Here is a 19820-nt window from a genome sequence, read left to right as displayed (position 1 = left end):
GGGCAAGGATTCCGCCGGGGCATTCGGGGTGCAAATCGGGCCGGATGTTGTCCGGCCCGAGGCCCGGTGTCAATCCGGCTGGCGGAAGGGAGACAGCGCGAGCTGCGTGCTTCCTACGGCTAATACCTTGAAAAGATCACCCATTTTACCCGCACCCGAGCCTGCCAGCCGGTCGACATCGGCAAGAATCGACTGCTGCGTCGCCTCGTCGCGGTGGCGGCCGAGCGCGGAGGCGCGTTCGCCGATGCCCAGGCCGACGAGGAAATCGCCCTGATGCAGCATGCCGTGCACATGCAGGCCCATGCTGGCGGCCGCACCGGCCAGGCGTTCGAAGTCGACATGGCTCGTCAGGTCCGCCTCGCCGGGATGGGCGAGCGGCGGGTCGAAATCGTGTTTCAGCACCGCCTGCAACGTATCGCCGAAGCCGGTGACGAAATGGCCGTAGTCGATCACCAGCGCCGTGCCGCCGAAGCGGGCGATGCGCTCGCCGATCGTCGCCATCACGGCTTCGCGGGCCGGTGCGATCTCGAAGATCGTGCCGTTCGGCACGGACTTGTGGTGTTCCGGCAGGAGCGCCGGGTCGAGGCCGGCGACGCCAGCGGCAAAGGTCAGTTCGTCCCCGGCATCGAGGCCGACCAGGCGTTCGCGAAAGCCCGCTGTGGTCTTGATGAACTGGCGGATCGGGATCGCGTCGAAAAGCTCGTTGGCGGCGAGCAGGACGAAACCGTCCGGCAGTTCCTCGAAGCTGTCGTGCCAGGTGACGCGGGCGGCATGCGTGCCGAGCGTCTCGTGCTGGATGGTGCGCAGCTTCGGGCTCGTCTCGATCAGGTGGATCGTCGCGCTGTCATAGAGCTGCGGCGCGAGCTTGGCGATGACGCGCAGCATGTCGGCCATCATGGTGCCGCGGCCGGGGCCGATTTCGGCGATGCGCACCTCGGAAGGCCCGCCGTGTTTCTGCCAGGCATGGACGAGGAAGATGCCGAGCATCTCGCCGAACAACTGGCTCACTTCCGGCGCCGTGACGAAATCGCCGGCGCGGCCGAAGGGGTCGCGGGTGCGGTAATAGCCGTGTTCTGGATCAGCGAGGCAGAGCGCGAAATAGTCGGTGACGCTGATCGGGCCGTTGGTGCGGATCAGCGCCTTGACCTTGCGGGCGAGGGGTGTCGGCATGGGCGTGCTCAGGCGCTTGCCGGCCGGGCCGCGCGGGCGCGAAGGATCGCCCAGAGACCGAGGGCGAGCATGGGCAGCGAGAGCAGCATGCCCATGGTGAGCCAGCCGCCGAACAGATAACCGAGCTGCGGGTCCGGCTCGCGGAAGAACTCCACCGTGATGCGCGACAGCGCGTAGCCGGCGACGAAGATGCCGGTGACGATGCCGGGGCGCTTCAGGGCGCCGAACCGGTAGATGGCGACGGCGAGCACGGCGAGCAGCACGATGCCTTCGAGGCCGGCCTCATAGAGCTGGCTCGGATGGCGCGCGAAGGGGCCGGCTTCCGGGAAGATGACGGCCCAGGGTGCGTCGGAGAGGCGGCCCCACAGCTCGCCGTTGACGAAATTCGCGATGCGGCCGAAGAACAGGCCGATCGGCACGACGGCGGCGACGATGTCGAACAGGCTCCACATCGGGATGGCGTTGCGCCGCGCGAAGACGATCATGGCGAGTGTCGTGCCGGCGAGGCCACCGTGGAAGGACATGCCGCCGTTCCACACCTGGAGGGCGCGCAGCGGATCGGCCGCGACATTCGGGAAATCGTAGAACAGGATATAGCCGATGCGGCCGCCCAGAATGATGCCGACGGCGGCCCAGACGAGGAAGTCGTCGAGCTGGGTGCGGCTCAGCGGCGCGTCGCCCGCCCACAGCCGCGGCGTCTCGATCAGCCGGCGCGCATAGACCCAGCCGAGCATGATGCCCACGACATAGGCGATGCCGTACCAATGCACGGCCACCGGGCCGATGGAGAAGGCGATCGGATCGATCTCCGGGTAGGGCATGATGGCGAAGAGTTGGGTTATGTTCGTCAAGGCTAATATCTTCCGGTTTTCGCGCGGAAGATGGAGGTGCCTTACGGCAGGGTCAAGGCGATAAATCGTGATAGGGCGCCGTGCGGCGGCCGGAATGGGCGGCGATCCACCGGAAACCGCTTGCAAGGAGCGGTTCCAGACCCTACCTCACTCCCAAGGCGCGGGCGACGACTGCCCGCAGGACCACCATCGATACCCGAGGAGGGCAGACCATGACCACCGGTGCCAACCGCATTCTCGACGACTTCGCCAAGCTGATGACCGATGCCGCTGGTGCCGCCCAGGGCGTGCGCAAGGAGGCCGAGACGGTGTTTCGCGCCCAGGCCGAGCGTTTCATCAACGGCATGGATCTCGTCAAGCGCGAGGAGTTCGAGGCGGTGCGCGAAATGGCGATCAAGGCGCGTGACGAAAACGACGCGCTCCTGAAGCGCATCGAGGCGCTGGAAGCCCGCCTCAACACGGGCGGCTGAGCCGTTTCGGGACAGGTTTTCCTGCATGAGAGCCGGTTGGCGTGATTCACATCGCGCCAACCGTTTTTTTTAATAAAATTTTTACCCCTGTGGACACATCCGAAAAGCCCTTTTCGCAGAGTCTCTTAAGCGTCCGACCTGAATCTTTTTCACAACCTCTGTCCACAACCGGACGGAGAAAATGGCGGGGCGGGGGATGGCGTCGTGACTCCGCCGTTATACACTGATTTTAAATGATGATTCGAGACGGGCAGCGCAAGCTTCGGGCAGGGTAAGTCGTCCAGATTGCGTTTAGTGCCGGGCAATCATTCAGTGTTGTATCTCCGAGTATGGTTTGCAGCGTCGCGGTGTGAGCGCGATTTTGCACGTCTGCCGGTCGATGAAGGTGATGCATGAGCCTTATGGAATTGGATATCGGGCGTCAGTCCAACCCGGTCGATATGATCGAGTTCGTCGCAGCCAATAATGACTGGACGTTCGAGCGATCCGGCGAAGACGAGATCGCGATGACCGTCGAAGGCAAGTGGACGGATTACCACGTCTCCTTCTCGTGGATGGAAGAGTTCGAGGCGCTGCATCTCGCCTGCGCCTTCGACATCAAGGTTCCCGAAAGCCGCGTTGCGGAGGTGCATTGCCTGCTCTCGCATGTGAACGGCCAGGTGCTGATGGGACATTTCGACCTCTGGCGCCGCGAGGACGTGGTGATCTTCCGCCAGTCGCTGCTGCTTGCCGGCGGTGCCGAGCCCACCAACAAGCAGGTCGAGGTGCTGCTTTCCAGCGCGCTCGAAGCCTGCGAAGCCTATTTCCAGGCCTTCCAGTTCGTCGTCTGGTCCGGCATGGCGGCTGAAGCCGCCGTCGATGCGGTTCTCTTCGAGACCGTCGGAGAAGCATAAAAATGGCAGTTGCAGGTACAGGGCCTATCGTTCTCATCGGCGCCGGCAATATGGGCGGCGCCATGCTGGCCGGCTGGCTGAAGAGCGGCATTGCCGGCTCCTCGGTGATCGTGATCGATCCCGGCCCGCAGCCGGCGATGGCCAAGCTGATCGCCGACAATGGCGCGCGCCATGAAACGGCAGCACCCGAAGGCGTGAAGGCCGGCATCCTCTTCGTCGCGCTCAAGCCGCAGCTCATCGATCAGGTCCTGCCGGGCCTGAAGGGGCTGGTGGGGCCGGAGACCGTCGTGGTTTCTGTTGCCGCCGGCAAGACGATCGCCAATCTCGAAGGCCATCTCGGCGCGGCCGCCACCGTGCGCGCCATGCCGAACACGCCGGCGATGATCGGCCGCGGCGTCACCGGCGCTTTTGCCAATGCCCGGGTTTCCGAAACGCAGCGCGATTTCGTGCATTCCCTGCTGAAGGTCAGCGGACCCGTCGAGTGGGTCGCGACCGAGGGCGATATCGACGCCGTCACGGCGGTTTCGGGCAGCGGCCCGGCTTATGTTTTCTATCTCGTCGAGTGCATGGCAGAGGCAGGTCGCAAATTGGGCCTGCCGGCGGACCTCGCCATGCGGCTCGCACGGGAAACCGTCGCGGGGGCTGGTGAATTGCTTCACCAGTCCCCCGACGACGCCGGCCGCCTGCGCCAGAACGTCACCTCGCCCGGCGGCACCACGGCCGCGGCCCTCTCGGTCCTGATGGCTGAGGACGGCATGCAGCCGCTCTTCGACAAGGCCATCGCCGCCGCCCGCACGCGCGCCGAGGAACTGGCTGGCTGATTTTTCGGCCGTTCTCAATTTTGCCCCTCACCCTAACCCTCTCCCCGTTTTACGGGGAGAGGGGACTTGCCCCACGGGAGGCGTGTGATTTGGGAAAGCGGTGCGGCATATCCCCTTCTCCCCGCTTGCGGGGAGAAGGTCGCGGCAGCGGGATGAGGGGCCAAGGCAAACGCTGTAACGCGAGGATTTTCTCATGAGCGACACCATCACCTATGCCGATTTCGAACGCGTCGACATTCGCGTCGGCACCATCATAGAGGCGCTGCCGTTTCCTGAAGCGCGCAAGCCCGCCTACAAGCTGACCATCGATTTCGGTCCCGAGATCGGCACCAAGAAATCCTCGGCGCAGATCACCGTGCACTATACGCTGGAGGCGCTGGTCGGCCGCCAGGTGCTGGCCGTCGTCAACTTCCCGCCGCGCCAGATCGGCCCGGTGCGTTCGGAAGTGCTGACGCTCGGCTTCGAGGACGAGGCGGGCGCGATCGTTCTCGCCGGGGTGGGTCAGCCGGTGCCGAACGGCAAGAAGATGTGCTGACTAGTGAATATCCCGCGACACCGGCGGCCCTAGCCGGAAGTCGGTGAACTCGGCTTCAAAACCTTCACGCTGCGGCGAGCAGGCCGTGACGCCGACCGAGAGGTCCGAAAGCTCCGGCGGGAAATAGGCGAGGCGGGCCACCCGCCATTCCGTCAGGGCATCCGTCCGGTACTGGATGAAGAGCGCGTCGCCGTTGCGGGTCACCCGCACCGAGATCAGGTCGAACTCGTGATCGATGCGGAAGGCGGACCAGTCGGAATGGCCGCGCGTCACCACCACGCTGAAATGTTTCGCACCGTCGGTGAATTCGATGCCGCATTTCATCCACAGAGTTTCGTCGTGGCGGATCATCAGGCCGGCCTGATCGTAGAGCGTTTCGTATTGGCCGCGAAACGTCGTCTCCAGCGTGAAATCACCGCTCCATTGCCGGTGCAGGAAATGGCCGCTGTCAGGCTGGAAGCCGTAATAGGTGCGCTGCCAGAAATCGGTCTTGAGGCCGGTCTTGATGTGGAGGTGGCCATCGCGGACGGCACCTGCCGGCGGTGGATTGAACCAGGCCATGCCGTCGAAGGGGAAATCGCTCATGGGTTCACCCTCTGGTCGTTAGGCGGGAATGCGGATCGTTGCGCGCAGTCCGCCCATGGGGCTGTCCGACAGCGTGACATTGCCGCCGTGGCTGCGCGCGATGTCGCGGGCGATGGCAAGGCCGAGGCCGGTGCCGGAGGCATCGAGATTGCGCGCCTCGTCGAGGCGGAAGAACGGCTTGAACACGTCGTCGCGCGAGCGTTCCGGAATGCCCGGGCCATCGTCGTCGACGATGATCGTCAGCCATTTGGCGCGGTGGCGGGCCTCGACATGCACGGTCTTGGCGTATCGCATCGAATTCGAGACGAGGTTGCCGACGAGCCGGCTGAAGGCGTTGGGGCGCACCATGACGTCGTCTTCGCCGTCGACCTCGCTGGAGAAGGCGCGCTCGTGCAGCTCGGCTTCCATGGCGAACTTGTCGAAAAGGTCGGAGAGCCGCAATTGCCCGACGTCCTCCTCCACATCGCCGCGCGCGAAGGAGAGATAGCCTTCGAGCATGGTCTGCATGTCGGCGACATCCTTGTGCAGGCCCTGCAGGTCCGGATTGTCGCCGGCGAGCGCCAGCTGCAGCTTGAAGCGGGTGAGGATGGTGCGCAGGTCATGGCTGACGCCGGTCAGCATGGCGGTGCGCTGTTCCATCTGGCGCTCGATGCGCTCGCGCATGAGGATGAAGGCGAGGCCGGCGCGGCGCACCTCGTCGGCGCCGCGCGGCGCGAAATCCTCCGGCATCTTCTGGCCCTTGCCAAAGCTTTCCGCCGCCTGCGCCAGCGTCAGGATCGGCCGGATCTGACCGCGCAGGAACAGGATCGAGATGGTGATCAGCACCAGCGAGGTGCCGACCATCCAGAGCAGGAAGATATGGGTGTTGGAGGCATAGGCCTGGTTGCGCCGGGCGTAGACACGCAGGATCTTGTTGTCGAGCAGGATACGGATCTCGACGAGATTGCTTTCGCCGACGGTGTCGATCCAGAACGGGCGGCGGATCTGGCGCACGATCTCTTCGCTCAGGATCTCGTCGAGGATGTTGAAGAAGGGTTTGGTGCGCGGCGCCGGCAGCTCGGTGCCGGGCTCGATGGCGACGTTCAGCTCCAGCCGCTCGCGCGCGATGCGGACGATTTCGCTATAGTTCGCATCCTGCGGATAGGTCTCGATGAGATCGATGATGGCGGCGATGTCGCGGGTGACGGCAGTGGAGAGGCGCTGCGTCACGAGCTGCCAGTGGCGCTCCATGAAGACGAAGGCGACGACCGATTGCAGCAGCACCATCGGGATGATGATGATGAGCAGCGAGCGCGCATAGAGACCCGTCGGCAACTGGCGGCGCAGCCAGCGGCCGAGACGTTTCCAGCCGGCGGCCGGCGCGCGCTCGATATCGCGCTTGAAGGTCTCGAACGTCGTCATCGGACCGGCATTTCCGGCAGCGCGCTGCCGTGTTTGTCTGAGTCGCACCAAGGCCTTACACCTGAGTTTTCATGCGGATAGGCACGGAAAACCGCGTTAAAGCTTTTGTTGAATTGGACTCGGCAGCGCACGGTCAGCCTTGCTCCACGCTCAATCGATAGCCGATGCCGCGCACGGTTTGCAGCCACACCGGGTTGGACGGGTCGTCCTCGATCTTACGCCTCAAGCGATTGATCTGCACGTCGATTGTGCGTTCTCCCACTTCTGTTTCTTCGCCGATCAGTTCGTGGCGCGGAATGGTTTCGCCGGCGCGCAGCGAGAAGAGCAGCATGATCTCCTGCTCGCGGTCGGTCAGCCGGATGGCATCGCTGCCGCGCTTCAACTCCTTGCGCACGATGGAGAAGGTGTAGGGGCCGAACATGACCTGCTCGATCTTCGGCGTCGTCGGCGGGGCGTTGCGCTTCAGGATGTTGTTGATGCGAAGCACCAGTTCGCGCGGCTCGAAGGGTTTCGAGAGATAGTCGTCGGCGCCGGCCTCCAGGCCCTCGATGCGGGCCTTGGATTCCGCAAGTGCGGTCAGCATCAGGATCGGAACGGGGCGGATGTCGCGCAGGCTTTTCGTCAGCGACAGGCCGCTTTCGCCGGGCATCATGACGTCCATGATAATGAGGTCGAAATCGAGGCCGCGCAGCTTTCGCCGGGCCTCGTCGGCATCGCCCGCCACTGTCACGCGAAAACCCTGCTCCATCAGGTAGCGGTTCAGAAGTTCGCGGATGCGGGTGTCGTCGTCGACGACGAGAAGATGGGATGCGTCGTCGGAGGGTGCGCCGGCAGCGGTCATCGTCTTCCTCCTTCAGTCATTCATTCGGTCTTGGCGTTCTGCATGCCGGTGAGGAACTGGATCACCACCCGGCGGGCGTCGGCATCCATCGCCTCAAATGCACGGGCGATGCGGCGGGATTGCGGCTCGGCCAGCGCCAGCGCCAGGTCCCGTCCGGCCCGCGTCGGGTAGAGTTTCCGCTGGCGGCGATCCTCGGGGCCGGCCACCTGCTGGATATAGCCGGAATCGATCAGCTGCTTCAAGACGCGCGCCAGGCTCTGCTTGGTGATCTTCAGCGTGTCGAGTAGGTCGGCGACCGTCATGCCGGGCTCGCGATTGACGAAGTGCACGACGCGGTGATGGGCGCGGCCGAAGCCGCTCTTTTCGAGGATCGCGTCAGGATCGGAAATGAAGTCGCGATAGGCGAAGAAGAAGCCCTCGATGATCTCGAAATCGATGCGTCCGCCGCCCGTCATGGCATCCTCGTGCAGCTCGTCTTCGTCGCTCTTGTCCACCGCCTGCCGGGCCACGTTGTCATTTCCTTTCATGCCTTGCCGTCCCCGCGTAATTTATAGCAAGATATGTCAGCTTCATTGACATATTTTTTCGCCCTTGATAGGTTCCGCGCCAATCGCGGTCCCGGGCGCCGAAGAAATCCGGTGTTTTGCCGATCCCCGATCCGGATTACGCTCTCAATCAGGTAATCCTGCCCGTTTCTGGTTAGACCGTAACGGGCGAAACAATCAACTTGAAAGAATGGCGCGACGGCGCCGGAGGATGACACGATGGCAGTTCCCTTTGACCAACTGGACGGACAAATCTGGTTCAACGGCGAATTCGTCGACTGGAAGGACGCAAAGATCCACGTGCTGACGCACGGCCTGCACTATGCAAGCGCGGTGTTCGAAGGCGAGCGCGCCTATGGCGGGCGCATCTTCAAGCTCACCGAGCATAACCAGCGCCTGCATGCCTCGGCCGAGATCCTCGGCTTCAAGATTCCCTATTCGGTGGAAGAGCTGGATGCGGCCACCATCGAGCTCCTGAAGCGCCAGGGCTTTTCCGAAGCCTATGCGCGGCCGATCGCCTGGCGCGGTTCGGAGATGATGGGCGTTTCGGCGCAGAACAACCGCATCAACGTGGCGATCGCCATCTGGCAGTGGGGCAGCTACTTCAACCCGGCCGAAAAGCTGAAGGGCATCCGCCTCGACATCGCCGAGTATCGCCGCCCCGACCCGAAGACCGCGCCGTCGAAGTCGAAGGCCGCCGGCCTCTACATGATCTGCACGATCTCCAAGCACGCCGCCGAAGCCAAGGGCTATGCGGATGCGCTGATGCTCGATTATCGCGGCCAGGTGGCTGAAGCGACCGGTGCCAACGTCTTCTTCGTCAAGGACGGCGTTATCCATACGCCGGTGCCGGACTGCTTCCTCGACGGCATCACGCGCCGCACCGTCATCGGTCTTGCCAAGCGCCGCGGCTATGAGGTCGTCGAGCGGGTGATCATGCCGGAAGAGCTTTCGAACTTCTCCGAATGCTTCCTGACGGGCTCGGCCGCCGAAGTGACGCCGGTCTCGGAAATCGGCCCCTACCGCTTCACGCCGGGCACGATCTGCGAAACGCTGATGAACGACTATATGAAGGAAGTCTATCCGGTCGCGGCTGCTGCGGAATAAGCGGCTGCGGGTGTGGAAGCACCCCCCTCTGCCCTGCCGGGCATCTCCCCCTCAAGGGGGGAGATCGGATGGGGCAATGTTTCGCCCATCATAGACGTTGCATCTGAAGCTGTGGTCTCTCGTCTTGCCGATCTCCCCCCTTGAGGGGGAGATGGCCGGCAGGCCAGAGGGGGGTAAACCCCACCAATACAAAGGCGGCCGCGAGGGCCGCCTTCTCTTTTCCAAATAAGCCGCAGCTTACTTCTTGCCGAGCACGGCACCGGCGATCGCCGTCAGCACGCCGCCGCCGACGAGGCCGCCGATGCCGTTGGCGACGAGGCCGCTAAGGCCCGCTTCGCCGCCGAGCATCTGCAGGAGAAAGCCGCCCCCGACGCCTCCGATGGCGCCGACGACGGTGCGAACGATCACGCTCACGGCCGCCTGTTTCAAGGCTGCGCCGGCGACATTCCCCCCGACCGCGCCCGCGACGAGTTGCGTGATGATGGGTACCAATGCTTCCATGACTTCCCCTCCGAAAGGTCCGCCCGGAATGAGAGTGCCCGAGCCGGACGCTTGCCTCGCTATCGGGCGCGGTCTGAAGCCCGCGCGCCGTTGCCGAAAAATTCGGCAGCTGCAACGTGCGAACAATTTCGGGATAAGTCAATTTGCCCGTGTGCGTCCTGCACCGGAGATTTTCCGACGAAAAGAGGCGGCCGCTTGCGCGACCGCCTCCTCCTTCCCCGCATGGCTTGGTGCCGCGGTTGTTATTCTGCTGCCGCGATGACGCCGCGGCGGATCTGGTCTTCCTCGATCGATTCGAAGAGGGCGCGGAAGTTGCCCTCGCCGAAACCTTCGTCGCCCTTGCGCTGGATGAACTCGAAGAAGATCGGGCCGATCACGGTTTTCGAGAAGATCTGCAAAAGGATCTTCGTCATGCCGCCATCGACGACACCTTCGCCGTCGATCAGGATACCGTGTTTCTTCATGCGCTCGACCGGCTCCTCATGGCCGACGACGCGCACATAGGACCGGTCGTAATAGGTCTCCGGCGGGCCGGGCATGAATTTTACCCCGTTTGCCGCGAGCTTGTCGGTGGCGTCGTAGATCCCGTCGGTGCCGACGGCGATGTGCTGGATGCCTTCGCCCTTGTACTTCTTCAGGTATTCGACGATCTGGCTCGTCTCGTCCTTCGATTCGTTCAGCGGAATGCGGATCTTGCCGCAGGCGGACGTGATGGCGCGCGAGACGAGGCCGGTGATGCGGCCGTCGATGTCGAAGAAATGGATCTGTTTGAAGTTGAAGAGCTCGCGGTAGAAGTCCCACCACTTGTCCATGTTGCCGCGGTAGACATTGTGGGTGAGGTGATCGAGGAAATAGAAGCCGACACCTTCCGGCTTCGGGTCACGCGCGCCCGTCCAGTCGAATTCCGCGTCATAGGCGGAACCTTTGGCGCCGTATTTCTCGATGAAATAGAGCAGCGAGCCGCCGATGCCGACGATGGCCGGCACATCGAGCGCCTTGTCGTTGCCTTCGTAGGGCGTCGCTCCCTTGGAGACGGCATGCTCGAAGGCGTGTTTCGCATCGACCACGCGCCAGGCCATCGACGCGGCGCAGGGGCCGTGCACCTCGGCGAACCTCATGGCATGCGAGCCGGGCTCGGCATTGACGACATAGTTGATGTCGCCCTGGCGCCAGACAGAGATCGCCTTCTCGCGGTGGGTCGCGACCTTGCTGTAGCCCATGCGGGCGAAAAGCTCTTCGAGCTTTTCCGGCTCCGGATGGGCGAATTCGACGAACTCGAACCCGTCGGTGCCGGCCGGGTTGTCGGCGGTGATCACGGCCGGCGGTGCATCATGCGGGAAAGGGCCCATCGTTCGTCCTCCTCGGATCTGGTGAGGGGAGTATGGCGCGTTTGCCGTGCAATGTGCGTGCATTATGCTTGTGATCTGACGCTTTCATGCGATATTCGTGCGCCATAGCGCCTATAGGAGGGCAATCCGTGCATCTGGACGACTTCGATCGAAAACTGCTTTCGCATTTGCAGCAGGATGCGCGCCTGACGAACAACGAGCTGTCGGAGCGCATCAACCTGTCGCCGTCGCAATGTTCGCGCCGGCGCATCCGGCTGGAGGAGGAGGGCGTCATCCGCGCCTACCGGGCGGAGCTCGACCGGGAAAAGCTCGACCTCGGCATCGTCATCGTCGTCACGGTGACGCTCTCCACGCACAACCGCGACAATGCGGTGCGCTTCGCGCGGCTGATCTCCAACCTGCCGGAAGTGCTGGAGGCGTTTTCGCTGACGGGCGAGATGGACTATATCATCAAGGTCGTCGTGCCGAACCTGAAAGCGCTCTCCGCCTTCGTCAACGACGTGCTGCTGCCGCACGAATCCGTCTCCCATGTGAAGACGGCGATCGTGCTCGACACATTGAAGGAAACGACCGCTTTGCCGCTCTGAGGATTGTTGCCCTTCGGCAACAGCCGTCCGCTTTGCCCTGTTCCCGGCGGAACACGCCGGAGTCCCGTGCCGTTGTAGAAACCAGACACACACGGACAAGATGTCAGGGAACAGGACGATGCAGACGAACTCCACCAGCCAGCAGAACCCGGTCGCGACGCGCCTGCGTCCCGTCGTCTATCTCTATGCCGCGGTCAATATCGCCGTCGTCGCGCTGCTCTTCTCCACCGTTTCGCCGACGCTTGCGACCGGTCCCGCGCAGGAGCTGGCAAGCCTGCCCTGAGTTGGCGCTTGGTCTTCGCTCTCCCTTGCGGCTATATCAGGCGCAAAGCGGCAACCGAGCGAGGACCCCATGGGCATGCTTCAGGCGGGCATCATTCCCGTCACCCCCTTCCAGCAGAACTGCACCATTCTCTTCGACAGCGAGACGAAAGAGGGCGTGGTCGTCGATCCCGGCGGCGACGTCGAGGTGATCCTGCAGACGGTGAAGGACAACGGCATCACGGTAAAGGAAATCTGGCTGACGCACGGCCATATCGACCATGCCGGCGGCGCCAAGGAACTGAAGGACGCGCTCGGCATCGAGATCGTCGGCCCGCACAAGGACGATCTCTCCCTGTTGCAGCGGCTGGAGGCGCAGGCCTCGATGTTCGGCGTGCCGATGAAGGTCAGCAATGTGGTGCCGGACCGCTGGCTGGAGGACGGCGACAAGGTTTCCTTCGGCGACCACGAGTTCGAGGTCTATCACACGCCGGGCCACGCGCCGGGTCATGTCATCTACTTCCACCGCAAGCAGGGGGTCGCCCATCTCGGCGACGTGCTGTTCCAGGGCTCGGTCGGCCGCACGGACCTGCCGGGCGGCAACCACCAGCAACTGCTGGACTCGATCCGCGACAAGGTGTTCCCGCTCGGCGACGAAGTCGGCTTCCTCTGCGGCCACGGCCCGGGCGGCAAGATCGGCGAAGAGCGCCGCACCAATCCGTACCTGCGCGGGCTTTAACGCTGGCGTTTAGAGTTGGCCGGGATACCCCCCTCTGCCCTGCCGGGCATCTCCCCCTCAAGGGGGGAGATCGGCAGGAGGCTTGCACATGCCATTTCCCGAAACGTCATTAATAAGTTGAATCGTTGCCACTTGCCGATCTCCCCCCTTGAGGGGGAGATGCCCGGCAGGGCAGAGGGGGGTGTGACACCCCGTGACGCTAACCAACAAAAAAGGCGGGCGCCATGTAGCGCCCGCCTTTTGATGTGAGACCGCTGCTGCTTCAGCCCGCGGTGCAGAAGTGCTCCAGGCCGTCGTAGCCGACGAAGGTTCCGGTGTTCGGGTTGAACGACCGGTAGCGTTGCGAGCAGTAGTTATACCAGGACTGGGTCCACGGCTCATAGGTCTGCACGACGACCGGCCGGCGGTAGATCACGCGCGGCTCGGGCTCCGGGTAATAATCCGGCTCCACATAGACGCGGTTTTCATAACGCGGCTGGTTGGCGATCGCGTTGCCGATGATGACGCCGGTGGCCAGGCCAAGCGCACCGCCGATGACGGCGTCGCGGCCATGGTTGCGACCGTGATTGCGGCCATAGTCGCGGTCGCGATTGTGGCGGCGCGGCTTGCGGTATTCGTAGGGGTCGCCTTCGCGCCAGTAGCCGTCACGATTGCGGTCGCGTGCTTCAACGACGCCCGCGGTTGCGGTGAGCGTCGTCGCGGCGACGGCAGCGGACAACACGAGTGTCTTGATGAATTTGTTCATAGTGCCGTTCCTTTGGACGCCGGCCTTTGCCGGTGATGACGGGAACAAACTAGAAGAACGAGGCTGAACGGTGGCTGAACGAAAAAACCCGGCATCTCTGCCGGGCTCCAACTTGAAAATCCTGAGGGAAAGCCGGTTCAGCCGGCGATCTGCAGGTTGACCGCCTTCGGCCCCTTGCCGCGACGATCAGGTTCCGTGTCGAAGCTTACCTTCTGGTTCTCGGAAAGGCCGTTCAGGCCGGAAGCCTGCACAGCGGAAATGTGTACGAAGATATCCGCACCACCGTTGTCGGGTTTGATGAAGCCAAAGCCTTTCTCGGTGTTGAAGAATTTTACGGTGCCAGTCTCGGCCATGCGTCAGGTCCTTTTCTCTCTGCCCGTAATTTGGCGGCGGGCAGCATATAGTTTTGCCCCGAGGGGCGTTAGGCAGGCAGTTCTCGAGGTTGAGGAAAGGGTCCCGTTTTCACCGCAGCCAGCCATCCCCAGACAGTCTTGCGGACTGTGCGGATCTTGGCTGCCCGGAATTATTTCGCGTCTCCGGCGCGCTTTTATTCAAGGTCTTCCCGTGTTCGCAAATTGCCCGAACGGCGCAAGAGTGATGCGTTTGCTTGAAATTGGCAAGCAAAAGTTTTGGGGTGTGTTTGACGCGCCTCACTTTGGTCAAATTCCGGGCGATTGCCGAAAATTGCTGCAGGTTACAACTGCTTCGGCGCGTCTGGTCCGACTTATATTGCGGGGGTCGAAGCAACGCGTGCCCGGGTGCTGCCGTCACTCTGTCGCGGTCGCGCGGGAGACACGCAACAGCGCGCCGCTTGCATCGTCGGTCAGGAGAAGCAGGGCGCCGTCGGGCGCGACGACCACGTCGCGGATTCGGCCGAATTCACCGTCGAACAGCCGTTCTTCCGAGATGATCGCCCCGCTCTCGTCGCGCTCCAGGCGGGCGAGGAGGTGGTATTTGAGCGCCGCCACGAAGAGGTTGCCGTCCCATTCAGGGAACATCGCGCCGCGGTAGACGGCGATCGCGCCGGGGGCGATGGACGGATCCCAGTAATAAAGCGGCTCCTCGAAACCCTTGGCCGATGAGCCAAGGTCGAATTCGGCCCCCGAATAATGCCGGCCGTAAGAGACGAGCGGCCAGCCGTAGTTGCGGCCGGGCTGCGGGTTGTTGATCTCGTCGCCGCCACGCGCGCCGTGCTCGGCGGAAAGCAGCATGCCGTCCTTCGGGTCGATCGTCAGGCCCTGCGGGTTGCGGTGGCCCTTGGACCAGATTTCGGCCAGCCCGTCGGAGGTGCCGAGGAAAGGATTGTCGGCATGCGGGCTGCCGTCCGGGTTGATGTGCAGGATGGCGCCGGCATGATCGCGGGGGTCCTGCGCGCGCTCGCCTTCGCCCCGGTCGCCAATGCCGAAGAACAGGCTGCCGTCTCTGGCGATCGCGATGCGCGAGCCGAAATGCTGGCCGCGCGGCGTAAGCCGGCTCATCAGGAAGATGCGCGTCGTGTCTTCGAGCGCGGTGTCGTCGGCGGAAAGTCTTGCCTTGGCGACCGCCGTGCCCGCGCCGCCATCGCCCCTTTCGCTGTAGGTCAGGTAGAGCGTGCGGCTCGTCGCGAAATCGGGGGCAAGCGCGATGTCGAGCAGGCCGCCCTGGCCGTTTGCGGCGACCGCGGGCACGCCGCTGATCGGGGCGGAAACCCGGCCGTTCCTGACGAGGCGGAGCGTTCCCTGTTTTTCCGAAACGAGATAGCCGCCATCCGGCAGCACTTCGACGGACCAGGGCTGGTTGAGGCCGGTTGCCAGCGTCTCGACGGCGAGCGGGGCCTTCTTGCTGGGGAATTCGCGGGTTTCTGCGGCGACGGGGGAGGTGGTGAGCACGGCGGCGAAGAGGAAAGCCGCGGTCGCGCTCTTCACGATGGCTTGCAAGCGCCGAATATCCTGTCGCATCACCGTCTCCCGTCCTTCGCCGTTAACTGGCCCAGAGCGGGGCGGCTTTCAAGAGTGTCGACGGCGCGGTCGCGTCACTTTTGCGTGGGCTGGTGCACGGGCTGAAGATCGTTGGCGGTCTTCTCGATGCCGGACGTCTTGATCGTGTCCAGCGCCACGGCCGGCGGCGACATCAGGCTGATGACCATCGCGACGCAGGCGGCAAGCGCCGTCATGGCGATCAGGAACATGGCGCGGGCTTCGCGCACCTTCGGCTTGTTGCCGACCTTGTCCTCGTCCAGAAACATCGTTTTCCCCTTCGTCTTTTCGCTTTGCCGTGACATCGAAAAAGCCCGCCGAAATCGGCGCGAGAAGGACCGAATTACGGCAAGGCACGGCATTTATTGCGGCGAAAAGATGGCAGGGTAAAAAAGCCGGATTTTCAGTATCTTCGAGCGAATAGAGCGGCCGGTTGCACCGTTTTAGATACCTCTTCTGCCGAACTGGCGAAGGGGGCGGACGACGCGGGTTTCAGACGGTGCGGCGCTTGCCGCCGCGGTGAGTTCGGCCAGCGCCTGCACAGGCTCGTCCTCAAGCTCGGGGAAGGTGAGGTTGAAGCTCGTCGGCGCCAGTTCCGGACGGGCGAGAAGGTATCCCTGCATCAGCGGCTCGCCCATCTCGCGGCACATCTCGATCATTTCCGGCTCCTCGATGCCGGCGACGATGGCGGTGATGCCCTTCTGGGCGAACTGGCCGATGACGACGCGCAGCAGCGCAAGGCCCGCGGAGTTTTCGGCGAAGCTGCCGAGCCAGGCGGTGTCGAAGGTCACGAATTGCGGCTGCAACCGTTGCAGGCGCTCGAGATCGCGGTCCTCGCCCGTATAGTCGTCGATGGCGATGGCAAAGCCGCTTTCGTGCAGCCGCATGGCGAAACGCGACAGCACGTCCGGGTCGTCATAGGGATGTTCGCGGATCTCGCAGGCGATGCGCGCCGGCGGCAGACCGGCCTCGTGGGCGGCAAGCCGCAGCCACTCCACCTCCTGGCGGATCGCCGGCTGCGTCAAATAGAGGCCTGCCTGGAAATTGACGATGAGTGCGGCATCGCGGCGGCCGAGCGCGCCGGCATTCAGGATGTGCAGGCTGCGGCAAAGGCCGTCCACCGCGGCGCGCTCCTCCGCCGGCACGCGCTGAAAGAAATCGGCAGGCGAACAGGGCATGTCGCCCATGCTGGCGCGGATCAGGCCCTTGAATGCCTCGATCTGCAACCGCCCATCCGCCCGTTCCGAAAAAATCGGCTGGAGGGCGGATTGCAGCAGATAGGGGCCGTAGAGCGCACTGAGGGCGCCGTCCGGTTGACGGACGAGATTGGAGAATATGCTTCTTTCGCTCATGCAGCGCACCATCCGCCGGAACGATCACGACAGCGCCAGCATAGGCGACACCCCTTAACGGCACCTTAATCCTTCGCGTAAAAATCTTTATTATTAAAAGCCGTTTCAACCCTTTAGTGTGATGATTTGGCGACGCCGCCGCAATTCATTCGCATCGCTGATGGCGTTGATGAAATTTCGCGTGCGCGCCCGGCTTTTCCGCTTTTTTCGCCCTTCGCGCTTGCAAGACCGGCGCACATTCGACATAGACCTAACCGCTATGGAGCCCGGCGCTCCGGGTCCATGGCGTCAAGCCGTCTTTGAACCCGATGAGGACATCTCCATCATGGCCTTTCTTGCCGACGCCCTTTCCCGTGTGAAGCCTTCCGCCACCATCGCCGTTTCCCAGAAAGCGCGCGAGCTGAAAGCCAAAGGCCGTGACGTCATCGGGCTTGGTGCAGGCGAACCCGATTTCGACACGCCGGACAATATCAAGCAGGCGGCCATCGACGCGATCAACCGCGGCGAGACGAAGTACACGCCGGTCTCCGGCATTCCGGAACTGCGCGAGGCGATCGCGAAAAAATTCAAGCGCGAGAACAACCTCGACTACACGGCGGCGCAGACGATCGTCGGCACCGGCGGAAAGCAGATTCTTTTCAACGCCTTCATGGCGACCCTGAATGCGGGCGATGAAGTCGTTATCCCAACACCTTACTGGGTGTCCTACCCGGAAATGGTGGCGCTGTGCGGCGGCACGCCGGTCTTCGTCGCGACGACGCAGGAAAACAATTTCAAGCTGAAGGCCGAGGATCTCGAAAAGGCGATCACGCCGAAGACCAAGTGGTTCATCTTCAACTCGCCCTCCAACCCGTCGGGTGCCGCCTACAGCCATGACGAGCTGAAGGCGCTGACCGACGTGCTGATGCGCCACCCGCAGGTCTGGGTGCTGACCGACGACATGTACGAGCACCTGACCTATGGCGACTTCAAGTTCGCCACCCCGGTCGAAGTCGAGCCCGGCCTCTACGATCGCACGCTGACGATGAACGGCGTCTCCAAGGCCTATGCGATGACCGGCTGGCGTATCGGCTATGCGGCCGGCCCGCTCTCGTTGATCAAGGCGATGGACATGATCCAGGGCCAGCAGACGTCGGGCGCCTGCTCGATCGCCCAGTGGGCGGCCGTCGAGGCGCTGAACGGCACGCAGGCCTTCATTCCGGAAAATAAGAAGATCTTCGAAGGCCGCCGCGACCTCGTCGTCTCCATGCTGAACCAGGCCAAGGGCATCGAGTGCCCGTCTCCCGAGGGCGCTTTCTACGTCTATCCGTCCTGCAAGGGGCTGATCGGCAAGACCGCGCCGTCGGGCAAGGTCATCGAGACGGACGAGGATTTCGTGTCGGAACTCTTGGAAGCGGAAGGTGTGGCCGTCGTGCACGGCTCGGCCTTCGGCCTCGGCCCGAACTTCCGCATTTCCTATGCGACCTCGGAAGAGCAGCTCGAAGAGGCCTGCAAGCGCATCCAGCGCTTCTGCGGGGCCTGCAAGTAAGGACCTTCAGCCTCGACATCGAAACCCGCCGGAGACGGCGGGTTTTTTGTTTTGGGGCCATGACATTTCCGCTTTCGCTTCCGATATAGGAAAGAGACGAACATCGGAGCAGGACCATGAAAGCCAAGCCACTCCCCATCGCCGGCCTCGTGAGCCTTCTCGCCGCCACATCCGCGCTTGCCGCGGACGGTTATGGCAAAGCGGAACGGGGCGACGGGACGCCGCGCGGCCGCGTCGTCGTCAGCGACCGCGTCGAGGCGATGTCCTTCTACGATTATTTCCTGAACAATCCGGACAAGTCCCGCACCCTGCGCTTCGATCCGGGCGAATATTACAAGGGCCTGACCCGCGAGTACGACCGCTAAAGGCCGATCATCGTCAGCATGATGAAGGTGGCGAAGAGGATGAAGTGCGTCATGCCCTCAATGGCGTTCGTCTCGCCGTCGTTGAGGTTGATGGCGGCGGCGATCAGCGTGATCGTCACCATCACCGTCTGAACGGGCGTCATCGCCATCACGAAGGGCTGGCTAGTATAGAGCGCGATCGCCTCCATCACCGGCACCGTCAGGATGACGGTGGAGAGCGAGGCGCCCATGGCGATGTTGACGACCGATTGCATGCGGTTGGCAAGCGCCGCGCGCAATGCCGTCAGGATTTCGGGCGCGGCCGAGATCGCCGCCACGACCACCGCCATCAGCGCCGGCGGCGCGCCGGAGCCCTTGAGGCCGACGCCGAGCAGCACGGACATGACTTCGGCAAGCGCGCCGATCAGCACGACGCCGAGAACGATGATGATAATCGAGAAGGTCGCCGGTTCGTTCTCGTCCAGCGCCTTGCTCGGCAGACCTTCCTTCCGCTCGGCGCGCGGATAGGCGTAGCTGAAGAAATAAGAGTGCGGGCCAACCTGCATGCGCAGGAAGACGCCGTAGAGCGCGATCATCGCGCCGATGGTGAAGGCGGAATAGAGGTGCCAGCTTTCGCGCGGCACGAATTCCGGCACGACCATGGAAATGCCCATGGCCGTCAGGATCATCACGCCGTAGGTCTTTCCCGAATCGTCATTGTAGGGCTGTTCGCCATGGCGGATGCCGCCGAGCAGGGCCGCGAGGCCGAGGATGCCGTTGATGTCGAGCATCACCGCGGCATAGATCGTATCGCGCACCAGCGTCGGCGAGGTTTCGCCCTGCATCATGATCGCCAGCACGACGACCTCCACCAGCACCGCCGCCAGCGTCAGGATCATCGTGCCATAGGGATCGCCGACCTTGGAGGCGAGGATTTCCGCGTGGTGCGCGATGCGGGTCGAGACGAGGATGATCGCGACGACCAGCGCGAAGGCCGCGACGAGCAGCGGCAGGCGCCCCATCTCCAGGAGGCTGTGTTCCGTCGCATAGGCGAGGATTGCGGCCGCGAGGCCGACGAACAGGAAACGTTCCTTCATGAGGCTGGAGAGCATGGGCGGGCGGGCTCCTCGGCAGATGCGGCTGCCCTAGATGTAGCCGAGCCGCGCCAAAAGGAAACGCCCGCGGTGTAGGAAACCGCGGGCGTTTTTTACCCTCCCCTTGAGGGGGAGGGTCGGGCCGA

Annotated in this window: 24 protein-coding genes; 10 read left to right on the top strand and 14 right to left on the bottom strand. The window is 63.4% G+C overall.

From position 1 onward, the window contains the following. Positions 1–69 precede the first annotated feature (69 nt). Together VGN93_RS16985 and lgt are read right to left on the bottom strand one after the other, a co-directional pair. Positions 70–1170 carry a class I SAM-dependent methyltransferase gene (locus tag VGN93_RS16985; RefSeq protein ID WP_327508370.1) on the bottom strand — a complete coding sequence of 367 codons (1101 nt, stop codon included), beginning with the start codon at positions 1168–1170 and terminating at the stop codon, positions 70–72. Between the two features lie 8 nt (positions 1171–1178). Continuing rightward, on the bottom strand, positions 1179–1991 hold the full coding sequence (gene lgt, locus VGN93_RS16980) for a prolipoprotein diacylglyceryl transferase (RefSeq protein WP_327508898.1): 813 nt from the start codon (positions 1989–1991) through the stop codon (positions 1179–1181). A 242-nt stretch (positions 1992–2233) separates the two neighbouring features. On the opposite strand from lgt, the gene VGN93_RS16975 reads away from it, so the two are divergent. The 4 genes from VGN93_RS16975 (at position 2234) to VGN93_RS16960 (ending at position 4740) form a co-directional block, all read left to right on the top strand. Then, positions 2234–2491, top strand: coding sequence for an accessory factor UbiK family protein (locus VGN93_RS16975; protein WP_319322696.1), 258 nt, complete (start codon positions 2234–2236; stop codon positions 2489–2491). A 392-nt stretch (positions 2492–2883) separates the two neighbouring features. Beyond that, positions 2884–3384, top strand: coding sequence for a YbjN domain-containing protein (locus VGN93_RS16970; RefSeq protein ID WP_256117491.1), 501 nt, complete (start codon positions 2884–2886; stop codon positions 3382–3384). A 2-nt stretch (positions 3385–3386) separates the two neighbouring features. After that, positions 3387–4205, top strand: coding sequence for a pyrroline-5-carboxylate reductase (gene proC, locus VGN93_RS16965; RefSeq protein WP_319322692.1), 819 nt, complete (start codon positions 3387–3389; stop codon positions 4203–4205). A 193-nt stretch (positions 4206–4398) separates the two neighbouring features. Next, the gene (locus VGN93_RS16960) at positions 4399–4740 is read left to right on the top strand and encodes a tRNA-binding protein (RefSeq protein WP_327508369.1); all 342 of its coding nucleotides are present in this window, start codon (positions 4399–4401) and stop codon (positions 4738–4740) included. Here the strand turns inward: VGN93_RS16960 and VGN93_RS16955 are convergent, their stop codons facing one another. From VGN93_RS16955 to VGN93_RS16940, 4 genes are all read right to left on the bottom strand, one after another. After that, complete coding sequence (locus VGN93_RS16955) at positions 4741–5325, bottom strand: DUF1349 domain-containing protein (protein WP_327508368.1); 585 nt, start codon at positions 5323–5325, stop codon at positions 4741–4743. An 18-nt stretch (positions 5326–5343) separates the two neighbouring features. Next, positions 5344–6726, bottom strand: coding sequence for an ATP-binding protein (locus VGN93_RS16950; protein ID WP_327508367.1), 1383 nt, complete (start codon positions 6724–6726; stop codon positions 5344–5346). A 133-nt stretch (positions 6727–6859) separates the two neighbouring features. After that, entirely contained in the window at positions 6860–7567 is a 708-nt protein-coding gene (locus VGN93_RS16945) for a response regulator (protein WP_256117484.1), read from the bottom strand. Positions 7568–7587: 20 nt separating this feature from the next. Next, positions 7588–8022: a MarR family transcriptional regulator gene (locus VGN93_RS16940; RefSeq protein WP_327508897.1), complete on the bottom strand. Its 435-nt coding sequence runs from the start codon at positions 8020–8022 to the stop codon at positions 7588–7590. A 309-nt stretch (positions 8023–8331) separates the two neighbouring features. On the opposite strand from VGN93_RS16940, the gene VGN93_RS16935 reads away from it, so the two are divergent. Continuing rightward, positions 8332–9219, top strand: a complete 888-nt coding sequence (locus VGN93_RS16935; RefSeq protein WP_327508366.1) for a branched-chain amino acid aminotransferase — start codon at positions 8332–8334, stop codon at positions 9217–9219. 237 nt (positions 9220–9456) lie between these two features. On the opposite strand, the gene VGN93_RS16930 is transcribed toward VGN93_RS16935, so the two are convergent. Beyond that, positions 9457–9720 carry a hypothetical protein gene (locus VGN93_RS16930; protein ID WP_319322680.1) on the bottom strand — a complete coding sequence of 88 codons (264 nt, stop codon included), beginning with the start codon at positions 9718–9720 and terminating at the stop codon, positions 9457–9459. A 242-nt stretch (positions 9721–9962) separates the two neighbouring features. Further along, complete coding sequence (gene hppD, locus VGN93_RS16925) at positions 9963–11069, bottom strand: 4-hydroxyphenylpyruvate dioxygenase (RefSeq protein WP_327508365.1); 1107 nt, start codon at positions 11067–11069, stop codon at positions 9963–9965. An 86-nt stretch (positions 11070–11155) separates the two neighbouring features. Between hppD and VGN93_RS16920 the strand changes: the two genes are divergently transcribed. From VGN93_RS16920 to VGN93_RS16910, 3 genes are all read left to right on the top strand, one after another. Next, positions 11156–11656: an Lrp/AsnC family transcriptional regulator gene (locus tag VGN93_RS16920; protein ID WP_327508364.1), complete on the top strand. Its 501-nt coding sequence runs from the start codon at positions 11156–11158 to the stop codon at positions 11654–11656. Positions 11657–11774: 118 nt separating this feature from the next. Further along, a complete protein-coding gene (locus VGN93_RS16915; RefSeq protein ID WP_319322674.1) occupies positions 11775–11939 on the top strand; it encodes a hypothetical protein in 165 nt (54 codons plus the stop codon). Between the two features lie 75 nt (positions 11940–12014). Then, the gene (locus VGN93_RS16910) at positions 12015–12656 is read left to right on the top strand and encodes an MBL fold metallo-hydrolase (protein ID WP_327508896.1); all 642 of its coding nucleotides are present in this window, start codon (positions 12015–12017) and stop codon (positions 12654–12656) included. 262 nt (positions 12657–12918) lie between these two features. Here the strand turns inward: VGN93_RS16910 and VGN93_RS16905 are convergent, their stop codons facing one another. The 5 genes from VGN93_RS16905 to VGN93_RS16885 form a co-directional block, all read right to left on the bottom strand. Continuing rightward, a complete protein-coding gene (locus tag VGN93_RS16905) occupies positions 12919–13401 on the bottom strand; it encodes a BA14K family protein (protein ID WP_319322672.1) in 483 nt (160 codons plus the stop codon). A 137-nt stretch (positions 13402–13538) separates the two neighbouring features. Beyond that, positions 13539–13754 (bottom strand): cold-shock protein, encoded by a 216-nt coding sequence (locus VGN93_RS16900; RefSeq protein ID WP_064330734.1) that lies wholly within the window; start codon positions 13752–13754, stop codon positions 13539–13541. Positions 13755–14168: 414 nt separating this feature from the next. Further along, positions 14169–15338: a PQQ-dependent sugar dehydrogenase gene (locus VGN93_RS16895; protein WP_327508363.1), complete on the bottom strand. Its 1170-nt coding sequence runs from the start codon at positions 15336–15338 to the stop codon at positions 14169–14171. Between the two features lie 74 nt (positions 15339–15412). Beyond that, a complete protein-coding gene (locus VGN93_RS16890) occupies positions 15413–15625 on the bottom strand; it encodes a hypothetical protein (RefSeq protein WP_319322664.1) in 213 nt (70 codons plus the stop codon). A 174-nt stretch (positions 15626–15799) separates the two neighbouring features. Further along, the gene (locus tag VGN93_RS16885; protein WP_327508362.1) at positions 15800–16708 is read right to left on the bottom strand and encodes an EAL domain-containing protein; all 909 of its coding nucleotides are present in this window, start codon (positions 16706–16708) and stop codon (positions 15800–15802) included. A gap of 325 nt (positions 16709–17033) precedes the next feature. Between VGN93_RS16885 and VGN93_RS16880 the strand changes: the two genes are divergently transcribed. Continuing rightward, on the top strand, positions 17034–18236 hold the full coding sequence (locus tag VGN93_RS16880; RefSeq protein ID WP_319322659.1) for a pyridoxal phosphate-dependent aminotransferase: 1203 nt from the start codon (positions 17034–17036) through the stop codon (positions 18234–18236). A 116-nt stretch (positions 18237–18352) separates the two neighbouring features. After that, on the top strand, positions 18353–18601 hold the full coding sequence (locus VGN93_RS16875) for a hypothetical protein (RefSeq protein ID WP_327508361.1): 249 nt from the start codon (positions 18353–18355) through the stop codon (positions 18599–18601). On the opposite strand, the gene VGN93_RS16870 is transcribed toward VGN93_RS16875, so the two are convergent. After that, positions 18598–19692, bottom strand: coding sequence for a calcium:proton antiporter (locus VGN93_RS16870; protein WP_327508360.1), 1095 nt, complete (start codon positions 19690–19692; stop codon positions 18598–18600). The genes VGN93_RS16875 and VGN93_RS16870 overlap by 4 nt on opposite strands. Positions 19693–19820: the final 128 nt, after the last annotated feature.

The organism is Shinella sp. (assembly GCF_035998705.1).
GTDB lineage: Bacteria > Pseudomonadota > Alphaproteobacteria > Rhizobiales > Rhizobiaceae > Shinella.
Note: the sequence above shows the minus strand (reverse complement) of the source record. Positions and strands in the feature narration are given on the sequence as shown.